The organism is Flavobacterium sp. P1_E4 (assembly GCF_056405915.1).
In genome coordinates, this window is sequence record NZ_JBFUBE010000003.1 from 147,717 (window position 1) to 168,184 (window position 20,468).

19 protein-coding genes are annotated in these 20,468 nt (G+C 32.2%); 12 read left to right on the forward strand and 7 right to left on the reverse strand.

Going from position 1 to position 20,468, the window contains the following annotated elements:
• Positions 1-39: 39 nt before the first annotated feature.
• Together AC1DY0_RS04300 and AC1DY0_RS04305 are read right to left on the reverse strand one after the other, a co-directional pair.
• Positions 40-384, reverse strand: a complete 345-nt coding sequence (locus AC1DY0_RS04300; protein WP_326402922.1) for a phage holin family protein — start codon at positions 382-384, stop codon at positions 40-42.
• Positions 385-439: 55 nt separating this feature from the next.
• On the reverse strand, positions 440-1,201 hold the full coding sequence (locus AC1DY0_RS04305; protein ID WP_477187433.1) for an alpha/beta fold hydrolase: 762 nt from the start codon (positions 1,199-1,201) through the stop codon (positions 440-442).
• A gap of 344 nt (positions 1,202-1,545) precedes the next feature.
• Between AC1DY0_RS04305 and AC1DY0_RS04310 the strand changes: the two genes are divergently transcribed.
• Complete coding sequence (locus tag AC1DY0_RS04310; protein WP_477187434.1) at positions 1,546-2,847, forward strand: hypothetical protein; 1,302 nt, start codon at positions 1,546-1,548, stop codon at positions 2,845-2,847.
• Positions 2,848-2,895: 48 nt separating this feature from the next.
• On the opposite strand, the gene AC1DY0_RS04315 is transcribed toward AC1DY0_RS04310, so the two are convergent.
• The 3 genes from AC1DY0_RS04315 to AC1DY0_RS04325 all read right to left on the reverse strand — a co-directional run bounded on the left by AC1DY0_RS04315 (position 2,896) and on the right by AC1DY0_RS04325 (position 6,843).
• Positions 2,896-3,756: a DUF4249 domain-containing protein gene (locus AC1DY0_RS04315; RefSeq protein WP_477187435.1), complete on the reverse strand. Its 861-nt coding sequence runs from the start codon at positions 3,754-3,756 to the stop codon at positions 2,896-2,898.
• Positions 3,757-3,759: 3 nt separating this feature from the next.
• The gene (locus tag AC1DY0_RS04320; protein ID WP_477187436.1) at positions 3,760-6,036 is read right to left on the reverse strand and encodes a TonB-dependent receptor; all 2,277 of its coding nucleotides are present in this window, start codon (positions 6,034-6,036) and stop codon (positions 3,760-3,762) included.
• Between the two features lie 93 nt (positions 6,037-6,129).
• Positions 6,130-6,843: a pyridoxine 5'-phosphate synthase gene (locus tag AC1DY0_RS04325; RefSeq protein ID WP_477187437.1), complete on the reverse strand. Its 714-nt coding sequence runs from the start codon at positions 6,841-6,843 to the stop codon at positions 6,130-6,132.
• A gap of 114 nt (positions 6,844-6,957) precedes the next feature.
• Between AC1DY0_RS04325 and AC1DY0_RS04330 the strand changes: the two genes are divergently transcribed.
• The 8 genes from AC1DY0_RS04330 (at position 6,958) to murI (ending at position 15,292) form a co-directional block, all read left to right on the forward strand.
• Positions 6,958-7,617 carry a CBS domain-containing protein gene (locus AC1DY0_RS04330; protein ID WP_477187438.1) on the forward strand — a complete coding sequence of 220 codons (660 nt, stop codon included), beginning with the start codon at positions 6,958-6,960 and terminating at the stop codon, positions 7,615-7,617.
• Positions 7,618-7,680: 63 nt separating this feature from the next.
• Entirely contained in the window at positions 7,681-8,565 is an 885-nt protein-coding gene (locus tag AC1DY0_RS04335) for an NAD kinase (protein WP_477187439.1), read from the forward strand.
• Between the two features lie 150 nt (positions 8,566-8,715).
• Positions 8,716-9,393, forward strand: coding sequence for a type IX secretion system protein PorG (porG, locus tag AC1DY0_RS04340; RefSeq protein WP_477187440.1), 678 nt, complete (start codon positions 8,716-8,718; stop codon positions 9,391-9,393).
• Between the two features lie 6 nt (positions 9,394-9,399).
• Complete coding sequence (locus tag AC1DY0_RS04345; RefSeq protein ID WP_477187441.1) at positions 9,400-10,137, forward strand: isoprenyl transferase; 738 nt, start codon at positions 9,400-9,402, stop codon at positions 10,135-10,137.
• Positions 10,070-12,814: a BamA/OMP85 family outer membrane protein gene (locus AC1DY0_RS04350; protein ID WP_477187442.1), complete on the forward strand. Its 2,745-nt coding sequence runs from the start codon at positions 10,070-10,072 to the stop codon at positions 12,812-12,814. The genes AC1DY0_RS04345 and AC1DY0_RS04350 overlap by 68 nt, the downstream gene beginning before the upstream one ends.
• A gap of 34 nt (positions 12,815-12,848) precedes the next feature.
• Complete coding sequence (locus AC1DY0_RS04355) at positions 12,849-13,874, forward strand: OmpH/Skp family outer membrane protein (protein WP_477187443.1); 1,026 nt, start codon at positions 12,849-12,851, stop codon at positions 13,872-13,874.
• Between the two features lie 31 nt (positions 13,875-13,905).
• Positions 13,906-14,406, forward strand: a complete 501-nt coding sequence (locus AC1DY0_RS04360) for an OmpH/Skp family outer membrane protein (protein WP_116796157.1) — start codon at positions 13,906-13,908, stop codon at positions 14,404-14,406.
• Between the two features lie 109 nt (positions 14,407-14,515).
• The gene (murI, locus tag AC1DY0_RS04365; RefSeq protein ID WP_477187444.1) at positions 14,516-15,292 is read left to right on the forward strand and encodes a glutamate racemase; all 777 of its coding nucleotides are present in this window, start codon (positions 14,516-14,518) and stop codon (positions 15,290-15,292) included.
• 1 nt (position 15,293) lies between these two features.
• Here murI and bamG read toward each other — a convergent pair whose 3' ends face one another.
• Together bamG and AC1DY0_RS04375 are read right to left on the reverse strand one after the other, a co-directional pair.
• Positions 15,294-16,532 (reverse strand): BamG family beta-barrel-assembly machinery protein, encoded by a 1,239-nt coding sequence (gene bamG, locus AC1DY0_RS04370; RefSeq protein ID WP_477187445.1) that lies wholly within the window; start codon positions 16,530-16,532, stop codon positions 15,294-15,296.
• Complete coding sequence (locus tag AC1DY0_RS04375) at positions 16,533-17,855, reverse strand: DUF4270 family protein (protein WP_477187446.1); 1,323 nt, start codon at positions 17,853-17,855, stop codon at positions 16,533-16,535. It lies immediately after the preceding gene.
• Between the two features lie 230 nt (positions 17,856-18,085).
• Here AC1DY0_RS04375 and AC1DY0_RS04380 point away from each other — a divergent pair, with 230 nt between their 5' ends.
• The 3 genes from AC1DY0_RS04380 to AC1DY0_RS04390 all read left to right on the forward strand — a co-directional run bounded on the left by AC1DY0_RS04380 (position 18,086) and on the right by AC1DY0_RS04390 (position 20,311).
• The gene (locus tag AC1DY0_RS04380; RefSeq protein WP_477187447.1) at positions 18,086-18,949 is read left to right on the forward strand and encodes a DUF6268 family outer membrane beta-barrel protein; all 864 of its coding nucleotides are present in this window, start codon (positions 18,086-18,088) and stop codon (positions 18,947-18,949) included.
• A 17-nt stretch (positions 18,950-18,966) separates the two neighbouring features.
• Complete coding sequence (locus tag AC1DY0_RS04385) at positions 18,967-19,962, forward strand: Kelch repeat-containing protein (protein WP_477187448.1); 996 nt, start codon at positions 18,967-18,969, stop codon at positions 19,960-19,962.
• A gap of 142 nt (positions 19,963-20,104) precedes the next feature.
• A complete protein-coding gene (locus AC1DY0_RS04390; RefSeq protein ID WP_477187449.1) occupies positions 20,105-20,311 on the forward strand; it encodes a DUF4907 domain-containing protein in 207 nt (68 codons plus the stop codon).
• Positions 20,312-20,468 lie beyond the last annotated feature (157 nt).

Below are 20,468 nucleotides of genomic sequence, written 5' to 3' on the forward strand. Positions count from 1 at the left end.
AGAAAAAGAAACGATATTTCAGTTTTTAAAAAAACCAACCTATTTATCATTACCTATAATAGAATAAATAATAGACTGTGATAACGACAATATGATACTAAAAAACATAGCAACCCAAAATGTATCTACAGTAAATCCTCCTACTATTTTGGTGCATAATAAAATTATCAAAGCATTTACCACCAACAAAAACAGTCCTAAAGTCACTATGGTAAAAGGCAAAGTTAGTAGTACCATAATAGGCTTAATAAAAATATTAAGTAGCCCCAAAACAACCGCTACTACCATTGCGGTAAAAGGACCAGCTACATGTACACCTGGCAAAAAATGAGCAATCCCAAAAACTAATCCTGCAGTAACAATTATTCTAATAATCAAATTCATAGTCTCGTCTTTTAAAATTTCAATAAATATAACAAATTTTCTATACTATATTAAATTATTTTAAAAAAGCACTTGCTAATTCATAAAACATTGTAGGGTTTTCGGCATGTAACCAATGACCAACATTTGGAATTGTCTCTACTGTTGAAGACGGAAAATGAGTTTTTATTTCATCAAAATCGCTATCAAGTATATAATTGGAATTTCCACCTCGTATAAAAAGTGTTTGCTTTTCAAAAATCAAATCTGAAGCTAATGCTTTTCCGATTTCATCAATTTTTCTATTGAAAACATCCAAATTAAATCGGAAAGCCAATTGTCCCGGTTCTTGCCAGTATAAACTTTTCATCAAGAATTGACGTGTCCCAAAATCAGGTATATAATTTTTCATTATTTCTTCAACCTCATTCCGACTTGGTTTAACCGAAAAATCTACAGCATTCAATCCCGCCAATATATCCTGATGATGTGGAGCATAAAACTTAGGTCCAATATCGGCTACCAATAACTTATCAACTAAATCAGGATAAGATGTTGCCAAAAGCATGGCAGTTTTTCCTCCCATCGAGTGACCTATTACATCAATCGATTCAAGGCCGTTTGCTTCACAATAATCAAAAACATCCTGAACCATAATTTCATAACTAAATTCATTCGAATGAAAACTGCGTCCATGATTACGCAAATCCAACAGATGCACTTGAAAACCATCGGCAACAAATTGAGTTCCTAATGTTTTCCAATTATCAGACATCCCAAGAAAACCATGAAGTATGAGTAAAGGTTTTCCAGAACCTTCTGTTTTTGAGTAGAGCATTATAATTTAAGGATTTAGATTATAGAATTTAGATTTCATCAGATCCAATTCAATAATCAATTTATAAAACTATTTTATTAGCAAAAAGACTAAGCAAAGATATAAAAAATGGAATTTCAAACAACTAACAATTTTAATGTGTTTTTTAAGAAAAATATCACTAAAAGTGGGTATTGCATAACCAAATAAAACAATCTATTTTAGCCAAAAATCGATGGTAATGCCCCATTCTTTTAAATTAAAATAACAAAAAAATACTCTCAAACACAACAAGCTATTAAACAGAGATATACAAAAAAATAAATATTCAAAAACTTTACATTATTAATATTAAATCTAAAAAAATGATTAAAAAACTCCTTTTACTTTCAGTAGTTATTTCTCAACTTACAATTTCTTGCAGTAAAGAAGACACACCGACAGATCCTAGCGAACAAAATTTAGACACTCAAATTGCGGAAATCGTAAAGCTACCTTATTCTTCACTAAAACCAGAACAACAAAAAGTAAAACTTGAAGCAGAAGCAAATGACATGTTGCTTCAAATGGACAAATCAAAAACATCTGGAGCTATTGAAGCTATTGAAAATCTTGGAGATTTACTAAGTATAAATTCTATTGACATTTTTGACGGAAAAAGTGACAATCAAATTGAAGACATCCTAAATGTTTCAGGGGTATATGGCATCTACACTTGGGACAACGCAAACCAAGTTTGGATTAAAACTCCCTCAACGAAAGAGTTGAAATTTGTTTTCCCTGCAAAAAAGAGCCAAACAACAAATAACGCAAGCTTATCATCTAATAGTACTTCATCTGACATAAAAGTACCATTTTCCGATATAGACCAGATCTACCTACCAACCTCTGTTTCTGCAATTTTAACTATTGACAATGCGCAAGCGGCTACATTTGTTGTAAATTCAAAATATTCAAACGGAAAAAATACTCCAGATGAATCTGGTTTCAAAATGGCTTTAAATGATGGTTACGCTTGGGAAATCAGTGGTAAAAAATCACCTATAGAAGCTAAATCAGCATTCACATTTAACGGAAACAACATAATTGAATTTAATTCTGGTAGCACTGCTAATATAGACGAACTATTAAAAGAAGATGCACTTGTATCATATAGAGGCAAAGCTAACGGCCTTATTAGGTTGATGGACAATTTTGTTATAGTATCTGATATAAATATTGAAGGACTAGCTAATGATGAAGCATCTTTAGATCAATCATTAATATACCCAGAAGATTACAGCTCTAAAACATATTATACGGATTTAAGCACTTATAACAAAAACTTTTCAGAGGGTGATGTTCTTGCAAACAATAAAAATGTAAAAATGATTCTTGTTTCAAAAAAAGATGGAACAAAAATTGCAGATGTAATCCAAAAATCTCAAAAAGCTAATATTTATGACTCTCATAGTGTTTGGGTAGACGACAATACTGTAGCCGATTATGGTGGCTACTGGAATTGGGATTACAGTATTGCTGGGGCTTTAGTACAAGAATATGACGAAGTATTATACTTGAAATTCAATGACAATACTGAAGTTGAAATGAGCACTTACTTTTCGACTGGATTTGATGATTTAAACACAAAATTCGAAGATTTCTTAACATCATTTGAAAGAAACTAAATCTATTTTAAATTTTCAAAAAAATGAGGCTACCTTTTTGGGATAGCCTCATTTTTTTATTGTCTGAATTGAAACCGTACTTTGTCCATAACCTTCCCAAATACCTAACCCCCCTTTAATGTTAGACTTCAAACTAGTATTTGCTGGAAATATAGGATTTCTGCCGTTAACAATCTCATTTTGCCAGCTATTCCAAAAATCAAAACCGGATTTACTCATCGTTCTTAACTTTACATAAATCAAATCGCCATCTGTAAAATAAGGCTTATATTTAGTTTTAGAAAAAACATAAATACCGCGAGTTACCTGTAATGAAACCGATGATGAAATAAAATTGTCGTCATTTAAATTCCCATATAATGCTGGTACAAAAATAGGCTCAACGTCATCCACTCTTGTCTCAATTTGATAATAATTCTTTTCAAAATCAGGATCATTAAACTCCAAATAAACAAACCCTGTTGTGTCGCTTACATTCACTTTTCTATACTCAGCTGATTTTATGGAAACCACAGCGGGAATACTCGTTTTCGCCTCTATTATTTTATTCAAATACTCTATTTTCAATGAATAAGATTTACCAACTTCACCTATCATTTTAGATCCATAATACACATAAGGAGGCACCCTGGCATTATCACTCCTCAAACTTAAGACCTCCTCATTTACACCATCTGTTACTGTTACTTTTGCAGACCGAATAAAATAATCAAAAATGGTTGTGGAGTCAATAACGGCATTAATCGGGATACTTCTCGACAAAATCACTTGAGGAACATCCCCTTGCTCTATCCACCCTTCTACAACAATTTTTGATTCACCATCAACGCTCTTCACATAATCCTCTCTACTACATGAAATCATGCAGATGGACAAAAAAAACACTAATAATACACAAAAACGTTTCATAATTTAAAATTTAAATCGCCAACTAATTGAAGGCAGAATTGAATACAATTTTTTCTCATCGGTATTAACATTTATTTTTTTGCCATCAACTGTCACCCGCAACACCACATAAATCGGATTAGATATATTAAACACATTAAATACTGAAAAATTCAATATACTTTCTTTTTTGGATGTTTTAAAAAAAGAATAATTGACAGAAACATCAGTGCGTATATAATTAGGAATCTGCGCATTATTATAACTATCAAACTCCCTTACAGGCGTATTATTGATAAAATACCACGAAGTTGGCAAAGTAAAACGATTACCAGAGCTAAAAAGTTGAGTCAAACCAACATTCCATTTCTCATTAAAATCATACGTCCCAACCAAAGCTAGATTATGTCGTCTATCATATTTCGAATAAAACGGCTCACCATTATTTAGCCCATCAAATTGGCGTACAGACCAACTTAACGTATAACTTATCCACCCATTAAATTTTCCATTATCTTTTTTCAGCATCCATTCCAACCCATACGCCTCTCCATTGCCTGTTAATATGTCATTTTTCAAGGAAGTAATCTCATTAAACTGAGTAAGCCCATATGGATATTCAGTCAAATTTTTCATAGAACGATAGTATCCATTTAAAGAAGTGCTGATTTGTTTTGAAATTACTTTATTACTTCCTATCGAAAAATTATCAGAAGATTGAGAAGGAATTCCATCCGAAGCTGCTACCCAAAAATCTGTCGGTACACCTACACTCGATGCAGTAATTAAATCAATATATTGATTTTGCCTTGTATATGACGCAAAAAAAGAAAGATCTTTTTTAGGAAAATAATAAATCATCACTCGAGGTTCAAAATGCAGATAAGAAGTATTAGAATCTGCTGCATAATAGTTTACCCTTAAACCTAAATCCGCACTAAACCTTTCAGATATTTTTGGTTTAGCATTTACAAAAACGGCAACATTATTGGCGTGAATTGTCCCTTCTTCTTCAGATGCAATAGTTCCTAGATTTGAAACTTCAAATCTCTGGGGCAATAAATCATGCATTGTATATTGAAATCCAGACTCAAAAGGAATATTTCTAACATAATATTGAATAGCACTAGAAAAACCTAAATCTCGTATATAGGATGAAAAGCCAATATTAACATCGGCCTGTTTCATTTCTAAATTATTCTCATAACGAGTATAAAAAACAGAATTTTTCATTGTTATGGCATCAGACAACAAACACTTCCAAGTTGAAGAAACCACCATATTACTCCATTTCAAATCCATATTCAAGAAAGTCTTTAAATCCTCGACACTGAACTTATCTCCACTCAAAAAGGAGTCTATAATCAAACTATTTTTTTTATTTATTTCAGTAATAAAAGTAAAATTACTATCATAAAACCCATATCTATAATCTTCAGATTCTTTCTTAGAAGTTTCCTCCGTTGATTTTAAAAGTGGCCCCACTATCTCGTCAATATAAGTTTTTCTTCCAGAAATATAAAAACCTGTTTTGTCGGTAATAGGAACAGAAAAAGTTATTTGAGATGATAACAAACCTAAATTTCCTTTTACAGAAAAATCTTTGGGAGCCATTTGATAAGGTAAAACCGAAACTGTAGAACTCAAACGACCACCATACTTTGAATTCGAATTTGACCTGTCAAATTGAACTTCGGTAATATGATCGGCATTATAAAAAGGAAAAACACCTAATAAATGAGCCATGCCATAAACAGTCGCATCGGAATAAAGCATTAGATTATGCCCAGGATCACCACCCCTCACATAGATATAACTATTACCATCTCCAGAATTCTGTACCCCGGGAGTTAATTGCAACAATTTTATAATATCGGGAGTTCCGGTAAGTGTAGGGACATTACCGATTTTTTGAGGATTGAATGCCAATTTACCTCCTAAAGCAATTGCCATCGCTTTCTTTTCCTCATTCTGAATAACCACCTCTTTCAATTCAAAATTACTTTCGTCTAACACAATAGAAAGAAAAACGTCTTTTTTTAAATCTAAATCAAATGACTTATTTACGAAACCTAAGTGACTAACTTCAACTCTGACAGATCCTATTGGAATCTCAATTGAGTATCTTCCTATTGAATCTGTTGCAATATCAAATTTTAGATTTTCACTCGTTAAGAAAGACACATTAGCACCAATAATTATTTTTTCAAAATTATCCTTCACAAAACCATTAATTGTCGCTTTTGACTGTGCTATTAAATTAGAAAAACAAAATAAAAAAAGAAGAAGAATTGGTTTCAAAATACAACATTTATTAAGGCAACAAAAGGAATAATTCAAAACCAATCCTTTTAACTATTGACTCTTCAATCCTCTAAAAAATTTAATTTAAAACTATTTTAATTTTTGCAAATACATATTTACCACATTATCCAAACCAAGATAAAGCGCTTCAGAAATAAGTGCATGACCAATTGACACTTCCAATAATCCCAGAATGTTTTGTTTAAAGAACTGAATATTATCCAAGCTTAAATCGTGACCCGCATTAATCCCTAAACCTAATTCGTTAGCCAAAACGGCAGATTTCACATAAGGATCAATTCCCTTTTCATTTCCTAAACTGTATTGATGCGCAAAAGCTTCGGTATATAATTCAATTCTATCTGCACCCGTTTTTTTGGCACCTTCAATCATCTCAGAAATTGGATCAACAAAAATCGAAGTCCTAATTCCGTTTCGTTGAAACTCTTGAATAACTTCCAACAAATAAGATTGATTTTTTATAGTATCCCAACCTGCTGATGAAGTAATTGCTCCAATAGCATCTGGAACCAAGGTTACTTGATCTGGTTTACATTCTAAAACCAAATCGATAAAATTATGCTGAGGATTACCCTCTATATTATATTCCGTGTAGACAATTGATTTTAAATCTCTTGCATCTTGATAGCGAATGTGACGCTCATCTGGACGCGGGTGAATCGTTATTCCTTGGCCTCCAAACCGTTGAATATCAGTAGCCACTTTCAACAAATCAGGCACATTTCCTCCACGAGCATTACGTAAAGTGGCAATCTTATTTATATTAACGCTAAGTTTTGTCATAGAATAGATATTAATAGGTAAGTTATTATATTTGATAAGACAAAAATACAAAGTAAAACCTAGCATATTTTGTATATTTTTGATTATTTTGCATCGATTATTGAGGATAGATTTATGACAGATTTAAAAGACTACATAACAAACGACTACAAAGCAATTGATGCTCAAGAAACTATTGGCGCGGTTCAAGATTTTTTTGGTGACTTAACCTTTTCACACTTTCCTGTCATCGAAGAGGAAATTTTCATTGGAAGTATCGCCGCTGATGACATTGAAACTTTTGACAGTGATAAAAAAGTCAATGAATATAAATATGTTCTGGAACATTTTTTTGCAAGAACCGATATGATTTGGTTAGACGTTTTGGAAGTTTTTGCCAAAAACCATACTAACTTAGTTCCTATTTTGGACGAAAACAACAAGTATGTTGGGTATTATGAAATTGAAGATGTCATTAAATTTTTTCATGAAACTCCTTTTCTAAAAGAACAGGGAGCCATCATAATAGTGAGTAAAAACACTATTGATTATTCGATGAGTCAAATTGTACAAATTGTAGAGAGCAACAATGGTAAACTTTTAGGTCTTTTCATTTCAAATTCAGATGTAAATACAGTCGAAGTCACAATTAAAATTAGTGTTGGTTCATTGAATGAGATAATTCAAACTTTCAGAAGATATAACTACGACATCGTTTCAGAACACAACGAAGACAATTACATCAAAAGTTTAAAAGAACGTTCAGACTATTTAGATAAATATTTGAATATGTGATTTTTTTGGATTAAATCATTTAAAACCCAAAAGAACAATAACAAAATATCAAACCCAAAAGAAATGAAAGTAGCTATTTACGGCCAATATTATTTAGTAAGCACAGAACCTATCATAAAAGACATTTTTGTGTTTTTCAACAATAATAATGTAGAAATGGTTATTGAATCCGATTTCTTGAAAATGCTGTATGAAAAAAAAATCATAGAAAACGAATACAACACCTTTTCCTCTCATGATGATTTGGATTCCAGTTATGATATGTTGATTAGCATTGGTGGTGATGGAACTATTCTCAGAGCGGTCACACTGGTTCGCAATTCGGGAGTTCCTATTTTAGGAATAAATGCAGGAAGATTAGGCTTTTTGGCAACAGTACAAAAAGAAAACATAGCAGCATTCATGCAACTTGTCATTGATAAAAAATATAAAATCTCAAAGAGAACCCTATTAAGTCTTACCTGTTCACCAGAAAACAAAGCAATAGAAGGTCTTAATTTTGCCATGAATGAAATATCGGTGAGCCGAAAAGAGACTACATCGATGATAACTATAGACACTTATTTGAACGATGAGTTTTTAAATTCCTATTGGGCAGATGGTTTAATTATTGCAACCCCAACTGGGACAACAGGCTACTCTTTGAGTTGCGGAGGACCTATTTTAACACCTGACGTAAAAAGCTTAGTCATCACACCTATTGCTCCTCATAATCTAAACGCAAGACCTCTTGTGGTTCCAGATGCAACCGAAATTCGTCTAAAAGTCTCTGGAAGAGAACAGCAATACTTAGTATCCTTGGATTCTAGAATAACAAGTGTGGCAAATGATTCGATTTTGACCATAAAAAAAACGAATTTCGAAATAAATATGGTGGAGATTCCGGAAGAAACTTTTTTGAAAACCCTAAGAACAAAACTACTTTGGGGTGAGGACAGAAGGAATTAAAACTTCATATACGAATTATCCCTTTTTAATCGTTAATAACACATCCTTTGTATATAAAAAAAGGGAGCTGGTCTAAAAAAAGACAGTATTCCCAAGATACGTATTGAATCCTATTGATAATTATTATATTTGCACGCAATTTTATAATTTATGAGTAAAATTTTCATTTCATTTTTATGCTTTTTCACCTTTTCTTCTATTCATTCCCAAATTAATGAAATAGGAGTTTTTCTAGGTGGCAGTAATTACATAGGAGATGTGGGTTCAACAACTTACATTGCTCCAAATGAACCTGCATTTGGTATTCTATACAAATGGAATAAAAGTCCAAGACATGCTTATAGATTTTCATATACTCAATCGCAAATCTCAGGAAATGACCATGATTCAAAAGAATCTGGTAGACACAATAGAGGATATCGTTTTGTAAACAATATAAAGGAGCTTTCTGCTGGATTAGAGTTTAATTTTTTTGATTTCAATTTACATGAGGAAAAACCAAAATTCACTCCTTATGTATATTCAGGATTAAGCTATTTTCTTTACGATGAATTATATGTAACTTCTGGAGTTACACATAAAAACAACACAAACAGTAGTATTGCCATACCAATGACGGTTGGTGTCAAAACAAATTTCTTAAGGGATTTCGTTTTAGGCTTAGAAGTTGGAGCCCGATATACTTTTACTGACAATATTGACGGGAGTAATCCAAGTAACAGTAGTTTACCCAAATTTGGTAATATAAATAATAATGATTGGTATGTTTTCACCGGTATAACATTAACGTATACTTTTGGAGACAAACCATGTTACTGCGCAGATTAAAATAAGATGTTAAAAGACAAAATAAACACAAACAATATCCCCAAACACTTGGCCATTATTATGGACGGGAATGGTCGTTGGGCGAAACAAAAAGGCTTTATCAGAACCCTTGGACATGAAAGCGGTTCAAAATCTGTAAAATTAATCATCCAGGAGTGCTTAGATTTAGGTGTAGAATACTTAACTCTTTACGCTTTTTCAACAGAAAACTGGAATAGACCCAAACTTGAAGTAGATACTTTAATGAGAGTTTTAATCAACTCATTAAAGAAAGAGCTTAAAACAATGCAGGAAGGCAACATCAAGATGAACGCTATCGGTAATTTAGAAAAACTACCAAAGAACGCTCAAAAGCAATTATTTGATGTACTGGACAAAACAAAAGACAATACGAAAATGACACTAACTCTTGCCTTAAGCTACGGATCTAGGGAAGAATTAGTAAATGTTGTAAAAATAATAAGCAATAAAGTTAAAAATAATATAATTTCAATAGACAGTATTGACGATTCAATTATAAATGAGCATCTTTACACGCATAATTTACCGGATGTTGATTTATTAATAAGAACTAGTGGGGAACATAGAATAAGTAATTTTTTGCTATGGCAAATTGCCTATGCAGAATTATACTTTACTGATGTATTATGGCCAGACTTTAAAGAACAAGATTTACATGAGGCTATCATTAGTTATCAAAAAAGAGAACGTCGATTTGGAAAAACAAGTGAACAAATTAAATAATTTTTTAGTGTTACATAAAAGCATAAAACTAGTCCTTACCTTTTTAATTTTAGGAACATTTACTCAAATTAAAGCACAAGACAGAGTACCATTTGATCAAGGTAAAAAATACATATTAGCTGATGTAAAAGTAGTTGGAGATATAAGCTTCAACCCTCAAACTGTCGTTACTTTTGCTGGTTTGGAAAAAGGACAAGAAATTACAATTCCAGGAGAACAAATCAGTAGTTCAATAAAAAAATTAGGAAAACTTGGTCTTTTTGATGAAATTTCATTTTATGTAAATAGAATAGAAAATGATAGTATCTACCTAGACTTGAACATTAAAGAATTACCAAAAATCAACGAAGTAAAATTTGTTGGTGTATCCAAAAGTAAAACGGAATCTTTTATTAAAGACAACGGACTAACCAATGGTAAAATTGTAACTGAAAACTTAATCACTACCACAAAAAACTACATTGAAAAAAAATACAAAAAAGATGGTTTTTTCAATGCTAAAGTTTACATAACTACCTCTAAAGACTCTACTCTAACTTCAAATCAAGTAAATATGCTTGTAAAAGTTGACATTGGCGACAAAGTCAAAATTTACAAAATTGATTTCGAAGGCAATAAAAATGTTCCAAGCAGCAAATTGCTTAGTTCTATGAAAAACACAAAGGTTAAAAATTCGATTAACTTTTTGAAGAGATCAAAATACATTGAAGATAAATACCAAGAAGATTTAGAAAAAATAGTTAATGATTATAAAAAAATTGGATATCGTGATGCCCGTATATTAGGGGATTCTGTTGCATATAACAAAGAAAAAAATGCTATATACATAAAAATCAAAGTTGAGGAAGGAATTAAATATTATTTTGGAAATATTAAATTTATCGGAAACACTGTTTACTCTGACGAAGGGTTAAGAAGTATGCTCGGAATCCGCCCTGGAGATGTATACAATGGAGTACTTCTTCAAGAAAGAATTGCAGACAAATCAAAACCAGATGGGGATGACATTACAAATTTATACCAAAATAACGGATACTTATTTTCAAACATAAACGCTGTAGAAACAAGAACAGCTGACAACGTAATTGATTTTGAAATCCGAGTTACCGAAGGTCCCATTGCATATTTCAATAAGATCACAGTTGTTGGAAACGATAAAACTAACGATGAAGTTATCTACCGAGAATTAAGAACTAAACCTGGAGAGAAATACAACAAAGGAGAATTAGTGAGAACCATCAGAGAGATTGGACAATTGGGCTTTTTTGACCCTGAAAAAATTGACCCCCAATTCAAAAATGTTGATTCTGGTGCTGGAACTGTAGATATCGAATATCATGTAGTAGAAAAAGGAGCTAGCCAAATTGAACTTCAAGGAGGATATGGTGGAGGTGGTTTTGTAGGAACCTTGGGGCTATCTTTCAACAACTTTTCGGCAAGGAATATATTCAATAAAGACGCATATCATCCACTACCTATGGGTGATGGCCAAAAAGTAGCTTTACGCCTTCAAGCGAGTTCTTACTACAAAACTTATAGTTTATCATTTTCAGAACCATGGTTTGGAGGAAAAAAACCAATCCAATTTAGTAGTTCATTCGCATTTAGTCAGCAATATAGTTCTAACTACCAAATGCAAAAAGTAGACAAATCAAAGTACATTAACATCACCTCGTTGTCTGTTGGAATGGCAAAAAGGTTAACAGTGCCTGATGATTTCTTCACGCTTTCACAATCGATCAGTTACCAACAATACGATTTGCATAATTATCTTTACGGATTGTTTACCTTTGCAAATGGAACATCTAGAAATTTATCCTATACTGTTGGCTTAACAAGAAACAGTAAAGGATTCAATCCTATATTCCCAACTTATGGCGCCGAATTTGGAATAACCGGTGAGTTTACACTTCCATATTCCCTTTTTAATGGTGTAGATTATGCAACGTTAGGAGATCAACAAAAATATAAATATATTTACACTGGAACTTCCTATACAGATAATAACAACAGGGAAGTAAAGTCCGGCGATTATTTAGACAAACTGCCTTCTAGCGGCACAATTCCAAATAAAGTAGACAATTATCAAGAAGCTGTTGCAGATCCTGCAAAAGTAGATCAAGAAAAATACAAATGGCTAGAATATTACAAAGTACAATTTACAGGAGACTGGTTTACTTCTTTGTATAAAAAATTAGTATTACGTACTTTAATGCAATTCGGCTTCTTAGGGGCTTACAATCAAGACAGAGGTGTTATTCCTTTTGAAAGGTATTATCTAGGAGGTGATGGTATGGCTGGAAGTTCGATTGACGGAAGACAAAATATACAGCTAAGAGGATATGAAAATGGGGCTTTGACACCTGCAAGTTCAACTGGAGATGCTTATGGTGCCACTGTTTACAATAAGTTTTCATTAGAATTACGTTATCCAATTACGTTGAAATCATCAGCATCTATTTATGCATTAACCTTTGCAGAAGCGGGACAATCGTATGAATCATTATCAGACTATCAACCGTTTAATTTGGCTCGTTCAGCAGGTGTAGGTTTAAGGGTATTCATGCCGGCATTTGGTCTATTAGGAATTGATTTTGGTTATGGGTTCGATGCTGTTCCTGGAGCAATACAACCAAGTGGATGGCAAACACATTTCATCATAGGTCAACAATTTTAAGTAAATTTGGTTTAAATTTCTAAAATTAAAAATTATGAGAAAAGAATTTTTATTTATAATTTTATCGCTTATTGTTGTAACGACAATAAAGGCTCAAACCAAAGGAAATAAAGTAGGTTACATTGATATGGAATACATATTACAAAATGTACCAGACTATATTGAGGCTAAAGCTCAATTAGAGCAAAAAGCACAGAAATGGAAACAAGAAATTGAGGCAAAAAAAATAGAAATTAATAAACTTACTGAGGCTTTAAAAGCTGAAAAACCATTATTGACAGCCGAATTAATTGAAGAAAGAGAAACGGAAATAAAGTTCCTTGAATCTGAAAAATTAGATTATCAACAAAAAAGGTTTGGCCCTAATGGAGATTTAATAATACAAAAAGCCGGATTAGTTAAACCGATTCAAGATCAAGTTTTCACAGCTGTTCAAGATATAGCTGAAGCAAAAAAATATGACTTTATATTTGATAAATCCTCACATTTAACCATTCTTTTTGCAGCAAAAAGATTTGATATTAGTGATCAAGTGATTCGGATATTAAATCGAACAGAAAAAAGAGAACAATTAACAAAAAAACAGCAAAAGGAAGAAGAAGCTAAAGAGAACAAAGAAGACGAATTAGACGAGAATCCTGTTCTAGCCGAAAGAGAAAAGGCATTATTAGATAAAAAGGCAGCTAGAGAAAAATTAGTAGCCGATAAAAAAGCCGCACAAGAAGAAGCTAAAAAAAATTACGAAGAAAAAAGAAAACAATTACTAGCTGAAAGGGAGGCCAAAAAAAATGGCACAGTTGTTGCACCAGCTAAAACCGAAGGAGCAAATACTTTCACCCCAAATACAACAGAAAAAACAGAAACTTCAAAAACAACAACAGAAGCTGTTAAACCAAACGTATATGAGGAACGCAAAAAAGCTTTAGAAGAAAAAAGAAAAAAAATACTTGAAGAAAGAGAAGCTGCCAAAAAAGCAGCGGAAGAAAAAAGATTAAAGGAAATACAAGATAGAGAAGCTTTGAAAAAAGCTAATGAAGAAAAATTAAAAGAAAACAACTAAACAAATTCTAATTATTAAATATTTTAAAACAATGAAACAATTCAAAACTTTACTAATTGCTGCGATACTATTTTTAGGTGCAACTCAAATTTCTAATGCTCAAACTAAAGTAGCTCACGTTGATGTAAATGAAATCATGTCTAAATTGCCAGCTATGCTTGATGCTCAAAAACAATTAGAGAAATTGAGTGGAACTTATGATGCTGACTACAAAAAGATGGTTGAAGAATACCAAGCAAAATTAAAAAAGTACGAAGCTGAATCAGCAACAGTTACTGAAGCAGTAAATCAAGAACGTTCTAAAGAGGTTCAAGATATGCAAAAAAGAATTGTTGATTTTAGAGACAATGCTCAAAAAGAATTACAAACAAAACAAGAAGAAATTGTTAAGCCAATTATGGAAAAAGTAAAAGCTTCTATCCAAAAAGTAGGTAAAGCAAAAGGATTTCAATATGTTCTTGACGGATCTACACTTTTACTTGCTGATGGAACAAACATCACTGTTGACGTGAAAAAAGACTTAGGTTTTTAATCTAAAATAAATCAATTACAAACTGCTCCTCCAAAATATTGGGGTGAGCAGTTTTTTTTTACCAAAAAAAATATAGTACATTTAAACTATAGATTTTAAATTTGCAACCATGACAAACGATAGCCCAATTGGCGTTTTTGACTCTGGAATTGGAGGAACCTCCATATGGAAAGCCATTCATGATTTACTGCCAAATGAACAAACAATCTATCTAGCGGACAGCAAAAATGCTCCCTATGGGCAAAAATCAAAAGCTGAAATCATTGCTTTAAGCATGAAAAACACAGATTTATTGATTGAAATGGGCTGTAAGCTAATTGTGATAGCCTGCAATACCGCAACAACCAACGCTATCCAGGAATTAAGAGCTAAATATTCCATTCCGTTTATTGGAATAGAACCTGCCATAAAGCCTGCAGCAACGCATTCTAAAACTCAAACTATAGGAATCCTGGCTACAAAAGGAACTTTAAACAGTGAACTTTTTAATAAGACTACGGAGAAATATCAAGACATCAAAATCATCGAGCAAATAGGCCATGGATTGGTTCAATTAATCGAAGATGGTCAAATCAATTCTCTTGAAATGACCCAATTGCTTTATTCTTATCTCACCCCAATGATTGAAGCCAATATTGACTACCTCGTATTGGGTTGCAGCCATTACCCCTATTTAATTCCACAAATAAAAAAAATCCTTCCAGAACATATTCATATTATTGATTCTGGAGAAGCTGTTGCTAAACAAACCCAAAATATACTTAGAGACAAGGTTGGTTTCTCAACTGCCAAAACCAACACTCCAATTTTCTATACAAACACCAACCCAAAGGTTTTAACCGAAATTTTAGAAAATAAATACAACGTTGAAGAAAAGGATTTCTAAATTAATCTAGTTTTTTCTTAATGAACCAGATCCCGTCTAAATTAAGGTTTAATGTCAATTTATGATAATTCTCTTGGACTAATGAATTCGTTATTTGCCCCTTTTGCCCATAAGTATAGGAAATAAACAAAGCTGAAGATAAATGATCCAAGGGTAATGAAGCTCCAATAGAAAAATTCTTATCCTCAATTTTTTTATTATCAACTTCTAAATAACCCGTATCGTAATTAACACCAGCCGCATATTTTATTCTATCAAAATAACTTCTGGATGTTTTTGCTTTTTGATAAGACAATCCCAATGCAAACTTTTCTTGATTGGAAAAATTACCATACATATCAGATTGATTGGTAGCATCCCAAAATCTTTTCTCATAATCAAAAACTATGTTTAGTTTGTTTTTAAAGGCTTTATTGAAACCTAAGCCTATTTCTAAAGGCAAATAAAAATCATCAGTATCGGATTTTTCATCAGTCTCCAAAGAAGATGTATCTGTACCATTTACAACAGTAACAGATTGAATTTTGGTAGCATTTACTCGTGTTGGAGATTTTACATTTAACCCAAAAGTCAATGATGGGTTCATTTTGAATTGCGACCCCAAAATTGGCCGAATACCACTATAATTTACTTTTTTGTCTATACTAGTAACTGAGTTATTGATTTCGTAGGTTCTTTCATCAGTAGTATTCCCAAAAAGAACAGAGGCAGAAAAACCCAAAGATAATTTATTACTTAATTTATAAGCATAAGATAAATCTAAATTATTCAATCCACCTGTACCCATTACGTCCAAATAATAATACTCATTACTACTATCTAGTATCGGTATTTTTAATTCTGAAATTTTAAAAGAAGAACTGGAATAAGGCATCATAGCTACACTAACTGCCGATTTATTATTTATCGGAAAGGCAAAAGCAAAATGGGAAAACTGAAAATTGTTTCGGTTTTCTTTTTTTAAATTATCTTCAAAAGAAGATTGAATCCCTTTACCTCCAACTTCAAAAAAGAAATTATTCTCTGGAATATTCACAAGAGAGGCAGCATTTTTATTATTAATAAAATCATCCGAAGGCAATGCTATACCTGCGGTACCAAGTGATGGTATTAATCCAAAATTTGCTTCATACAAACTTCCTAATCCATAAAGTGAATATGGCGAAGTAGCAATACTTTGAGAGTAGGTTATAAAAGAAGCAAAAAACACTAAAACCAAAAAAGGGTGACTCTTTTTCATTTAATACGTTATATAATATATTTGTAATTTCATTTCACTTTCTTTATTGGTCTGGTCACCCAATACAACTCTATCTACAACTTTGGATAAAGTTGGCAACGTAAACATTAAGCCTCTCTTTGAATCCGATTCTTTCAACATTTCTTTCTGTAAAAAAGAACCTAGAGACAATTGATATTCCACATTTTCATCAAATTCGTCATTTGCATTATTTAAAGTTGCAACTAAACTGGTACCACTGGAATTTGTAAGCGTTGATTTTATTCGATTCAATTTGTCAACAACATAAACACTTAATGTCTCAGGCAATGGAAACATTTTCGAATATGAATTCTTGACGGGCTTCATTATTAACTTTGCATCGACTATGGCTCCTTTGTCTGCGAGGTATTTTAGTTGTTCTATATTTGGAAAATCCACTCGACAAACTATTCCCGTACCAGATTGAATGAATCCTGCATTACCGGTATACAAACTGGACAAACTCATTTTAGACAATGGCAAGTCATTAATTAAAGTTCCTGTCCTATCTGATGAAATTGAGTTAAACTGCTTAGTGGCATCGGAAATGGTAAAATCCTTTTTATAATAATCTTCAGCATCACCTTTCCCTTTAGAATAATATAATCGAAGTACACTTGACAAATTAAATCCAACTATACTCCCTGAAGTATTGGAAGCTGATGTTAACACAAACCCTTTTAAGTATTCTGTAAACTCGCTAGCTGTAGTGATTTCATTATTCTTGAACTTATTAAAAAGTTCCAAACCAAATTCATTATCTAATTTAACATTAATACTATCTCTACCTATTGGCTTTGGCCTATAAGTTATCGTACCTAAACTCGTACCATTATAATCCAAAGTAGAATTATTATAAAAGCTATCATCATTAACATTGGGTTTGAACTTTTTGATTACCCTGTTAATGTTCAAAGTCTGAACTTTGGTAGTATCGGCATAATAGTAATCGTCATATCTTAAAATCATTGCAATAGAATCAAACACATATCCTGTTGCATCAGTATCTGAATTTTCACTGTAAAGATTAAATGAAGATGGCGTAACTTGGAAATAACTGTCCGATTTCACTTTTCCAAAAAGTGGGTCATCATAATTTCCTACCAAGATTCTACTTTCACTTGAAGTAACCAAAGAGTCTAGCTTTATGGTAGAAACATCAATTGTGACTGTATCTATTGAGACCACTTTATTTTTTAAGGCTAAATAATCTGCTCCTACAACAAATTCTCCAGCATCAACATCAGAATCACAGGAGAATATCAATAAACCAAAAAACATCAAAATCAAAAACTTGTACATACTTAATTTTTTGAGCAAATATATAAGTGCTCGTGGCTGCAGTCCTAACAACATATACTGTTCGGGTTATTCGATCTATAAAAAGTGATAAACTGTCTATGACTCACTATAGAGTTTCAAATCCAGATTCACCCTTAATAATAGCCCGTTTGTCTATAGAATAAACCCATGCATATATATTCTTTTTTATTCATTGGCAACACAACTACTTTTGGCCCAATAATTAAATAATGAGAATAAACACCTTTACGAAGCTTTTGATTTTGATTCCAATATTCAGTGTTTATGCACAAAAAGGGCTCACAATTGATTTGAACATAAAAACAGAACCTATAGAAAATGGTTCCATAAACCAAACTGGGATTGGAGTATTATTTTTTAAAGATATTGGAACTAAAAACAATTTGACAAATACTTTTAAATATAAAAACACGACTGTTACTGATGAAATTGAAACCTATTTATTAAAAAATTATGTCACGAATTACAGTAACACTCACTTTAATAGTTTTGAAAACATTTTTGAATTTTCTCATCAAATGACAGAAAAAACAAAGCTGAATATTGCAATAGAACCAACAGCTAATTATGAAAGTAATTTTGAAATTTCGAATATAAGTATTTTAGGAGGCATTGAATTTAATCAAACGTTAAACAAAAAAAACAGCATTGATCTGGGAATAAAAAGAATGACTGTTTTTGGAAAACCAGAAATACTACCAACATTTTCATTTAACCATCAATTCAACAATGAAGCGTATTTAAAATTAGGATTCCCAAATTCAGAACTATCCTACTCCAATTCAATTCGAAATAAATTCAGCCTAAACAATGACTTTAGTGGAAGCAGTTACAATCTAAATTCACCAATTGTAACAGATGATTTAAATACTATAACAAAAATTGGATTCTCTCAAATGGAAACCACACTGCAATTTGAAAGGAATATGGACACTTCCTGGTACGTCAGCCTCAAAGGAGGATATTCATCAAACAAAGAATTTAATTTTTCTGATGAAAACAGAACGAATGAAATGAATCAATCTTTAAAAAACGGAGGCGTATTTTCCGTAAGCATAAAATACAAACTTTAATAAACACCATGCACATTATGAAACATTTAAAAAAAGGAATATTTCTTAGTACTCTACTTATTACCTTAATTTGCATCAGCTGCAGCAATGACGATGATGAAGACAAACTAGGAAACTGGATAAAAAAATCAGCATTTGATGGGCCAGCAAGATCTAGTGCGACAAGTTTCGTTATTGGCACTTATGCTTATGTAACCACTGGTTATACTGGAGACGAATATCTAAAAGATCTTTGGGCTTACAATTCTGATGGAGATTATTGGGAACAAAAAGCCGATTTTATAGGTGCTGCCAGAAGTTCAGGATCAGGATTTGAATTAGGTGGAAAAGGGTATGTAGGTCTTGGCTATGATGGAACCAATAAATTAAAAGACTTTTTTGAATACAATCCAGATACTAATACTTGGGCACAAAAGGCAGATTTTGCAGGAACTGCCCGATATGGAGCCGTAGGTTTTCAAGTAGGAGGAAAAGCCTTTCTGGGAACAGGATATGATGGTAATTATTTAAAAGATTTCTACCAATACAACCCAACCGATAATTCTTGGACTCAAGTCAATGGATTTAGTGGTAACAAAAGAAGAAATGCAACTGTTTTCGTTATTGACGACATAGCCTATTTAGGAACAGGTATAAACAGTGGTGTTAATCAAGTTGATTTTTGGGCATTTGACCCAAGCACCGATGTTTGGACAAGAAAAAGAGATTTAGATGATGATGAGAGTGATCACGATACCTACTCTATTAAAAGAGCCAATGCATCAAGTTTTTCAATAAATGGTTTAGGATATGTTACTTGTGGTGAAAGCGGAAATACCATTTGGGAATACAATTCCACAACGGACATTTGGAAAGAAAAAACGGCCCTCGAGGGTTCAGGAAGATCGGATGCGATAGGAGTAACAATCAGCGGACAAAAAGGTTTCGTTATGCTAGGAAAAGCAGGAACTTCGTATTTTGATGATGTATGGGAATTTAAACCAAACGAGGAACAAAATGACGATGACAACTAACAGCAAAAGCAAATTCTTCCGGAAACAACTCCGGAAGAATTCGTCTTATATATTCAATTTATTCATAATTTCATTTTTAATCGGACTCTTAATTTTTATTTTTTGTCAAAAGGAAAAAGGATTAAGTCTAGAAACTATAAAAGTGAATCAAGGTTGGGGATATACTATTACAAACAACGACAGAATAATCATAAAACAAACAGTTATCCCTGTTATCAGTGAATACAAAAGTTTTCAAACAGAAAAAGAAGCTATTGCAGTTGGGCAATTGGTAATAAAAAAATTGAGCACCAATAAATCGCCAACAATTACAAAAAATGAATTAATTTTATTAAAAATAAGACTGTAGATGGATATTGTATCAATAAAAAATAACGACTCAAACAAAATACTTATCCACAGTATTATTTGGTGTTTTTTTATTAGTACCTCACTTATTCAATTTTATCAAAGTCCATTTCACATCAATACCGATTTCTACATTCAATGGATTTCCGGAATAATAC

Excerpts from the sequence above, each read along its gene's own strand:
- AC1DY0_RS04300 (WP_326402922.1), bottom strand. The coding sequence starts at position 384 with ATGAATTTGATTATTAGAATAATTGTTACTGCAGGATTAGTTTTTGGG.
- AC1DY0_RS04305 (WP_477187433.1), bottom strand. The coding sequence starts at position 1,201 with ATGCTCTACTCAAAAACAGAAGGTTCTGGAAAACCTTTACTCATACTT.
- AC1DY0_RS04310 (WP_477187434.1), top strand. The coding sequence starts at position 1,546 with ATGATTAAAAAACTCCTTTTACTTTCAGTAGTTATTTCTCAACTTACA.
- AC1DY0_RS04315 (WP_477187435.1), bottom strand. The coding sequence starts at position 3,756 with ATGAAACGTTTTTGTGTATTATTAGTGTTTTTTTTGTCCATCTGCATG.
- AC1DY0_RS04325 (WP_477187437.1), bottom strand. The coding sequence starts at position 6,843 with ATGACAAAACTTAGCGTTAATATAAATAAGATTGCCACTTTACGTAAT.
- AC1DY0_RS04330 (WP_477187438.1), top strand. The coding sequence starts at position 6,958 with ATGACAGATTTAAAAGACTACATAACAAACGACTACAAAGCAATTGAT.
- AC1DY0_RS04335 (WP_477187439.1), top strand. The coding sequence starts at position 7,681 with ATGAAAGTAGCTATTTACGGCCAATATTATTTAGTAAGCACAGAACCT.
- porG (WP_477187440.1), top strand. The coding sequence starts at position 8,716 with ATGAGTAAAATTTTCATTTCATTTTTATGCTTTTTCACCTTTTCTTCT.
- AC1DY0_RS04345 (WP_477187441.1), top strand. The coding sequence starts at position 9,400 with ATGTTAAAAGACAAAATAAACACAAACAATATCCCCAAACACTTGGCC.
- AC1DY0_RS04350 (WP_477187442.1), top strand. The coding sequence starts at position 10,070 with ATGAGGCTATCATTAGTTATCAAAAAAGAGAACGTCGATTTGGAAAAA.
- AC1DY0_RS04355 (WP_477187443.1), top strand. The coding sequence starts at position 12,849 with ATGAGAAAAGAATTTTTATTTATAATTTTATCGCTTATTGTTGTAACG.
- AC1DY0_RS04360 (WP_116796157.1), top strand. The coding sequence starts at position 13,906 with ATGAAACAATTCAAAACTTTACTAATTGCTGCGATACTATTTTTAGGT.
- murI (WP_477187444.1), top strand. The coding sequence starts at position 14,516 with ATGACAAACGATAGCCCAATTGGCGTTTTTGACTCTGGAATTGGAGGA.
- bamG (WP_477187445.1), bottom strand. The coding sequence starts at position 16,532 with ATGAAAAAGAGTCACCCTTTTTTGGTTTTAGTGTTTTTTGCTTCTTTT.
- AC1DY0_RS04375 (WP_477187446.1), bottom strand. The coding sequence starts at position 17,855 with ATGTACAAGTTTTTGATTTTGATGTTTTTTGGTTTATTGATATTCTCC.
- AC1DY0_RS04380 (WP_477187447.1), top strand. The coding sequence starts at position 18,086 with ATGAGAATAAACACCTTTACGAAGCTTTTGATTTTGATTCCAATATTC.
- AC1DY0_RS04385 (WP_477187448.1), top strand. The coding sequence starts at position 18,967 with ATGAAACATTTAAAAAAAGGAATATTTCTTAGTACTCTACTTATTACC.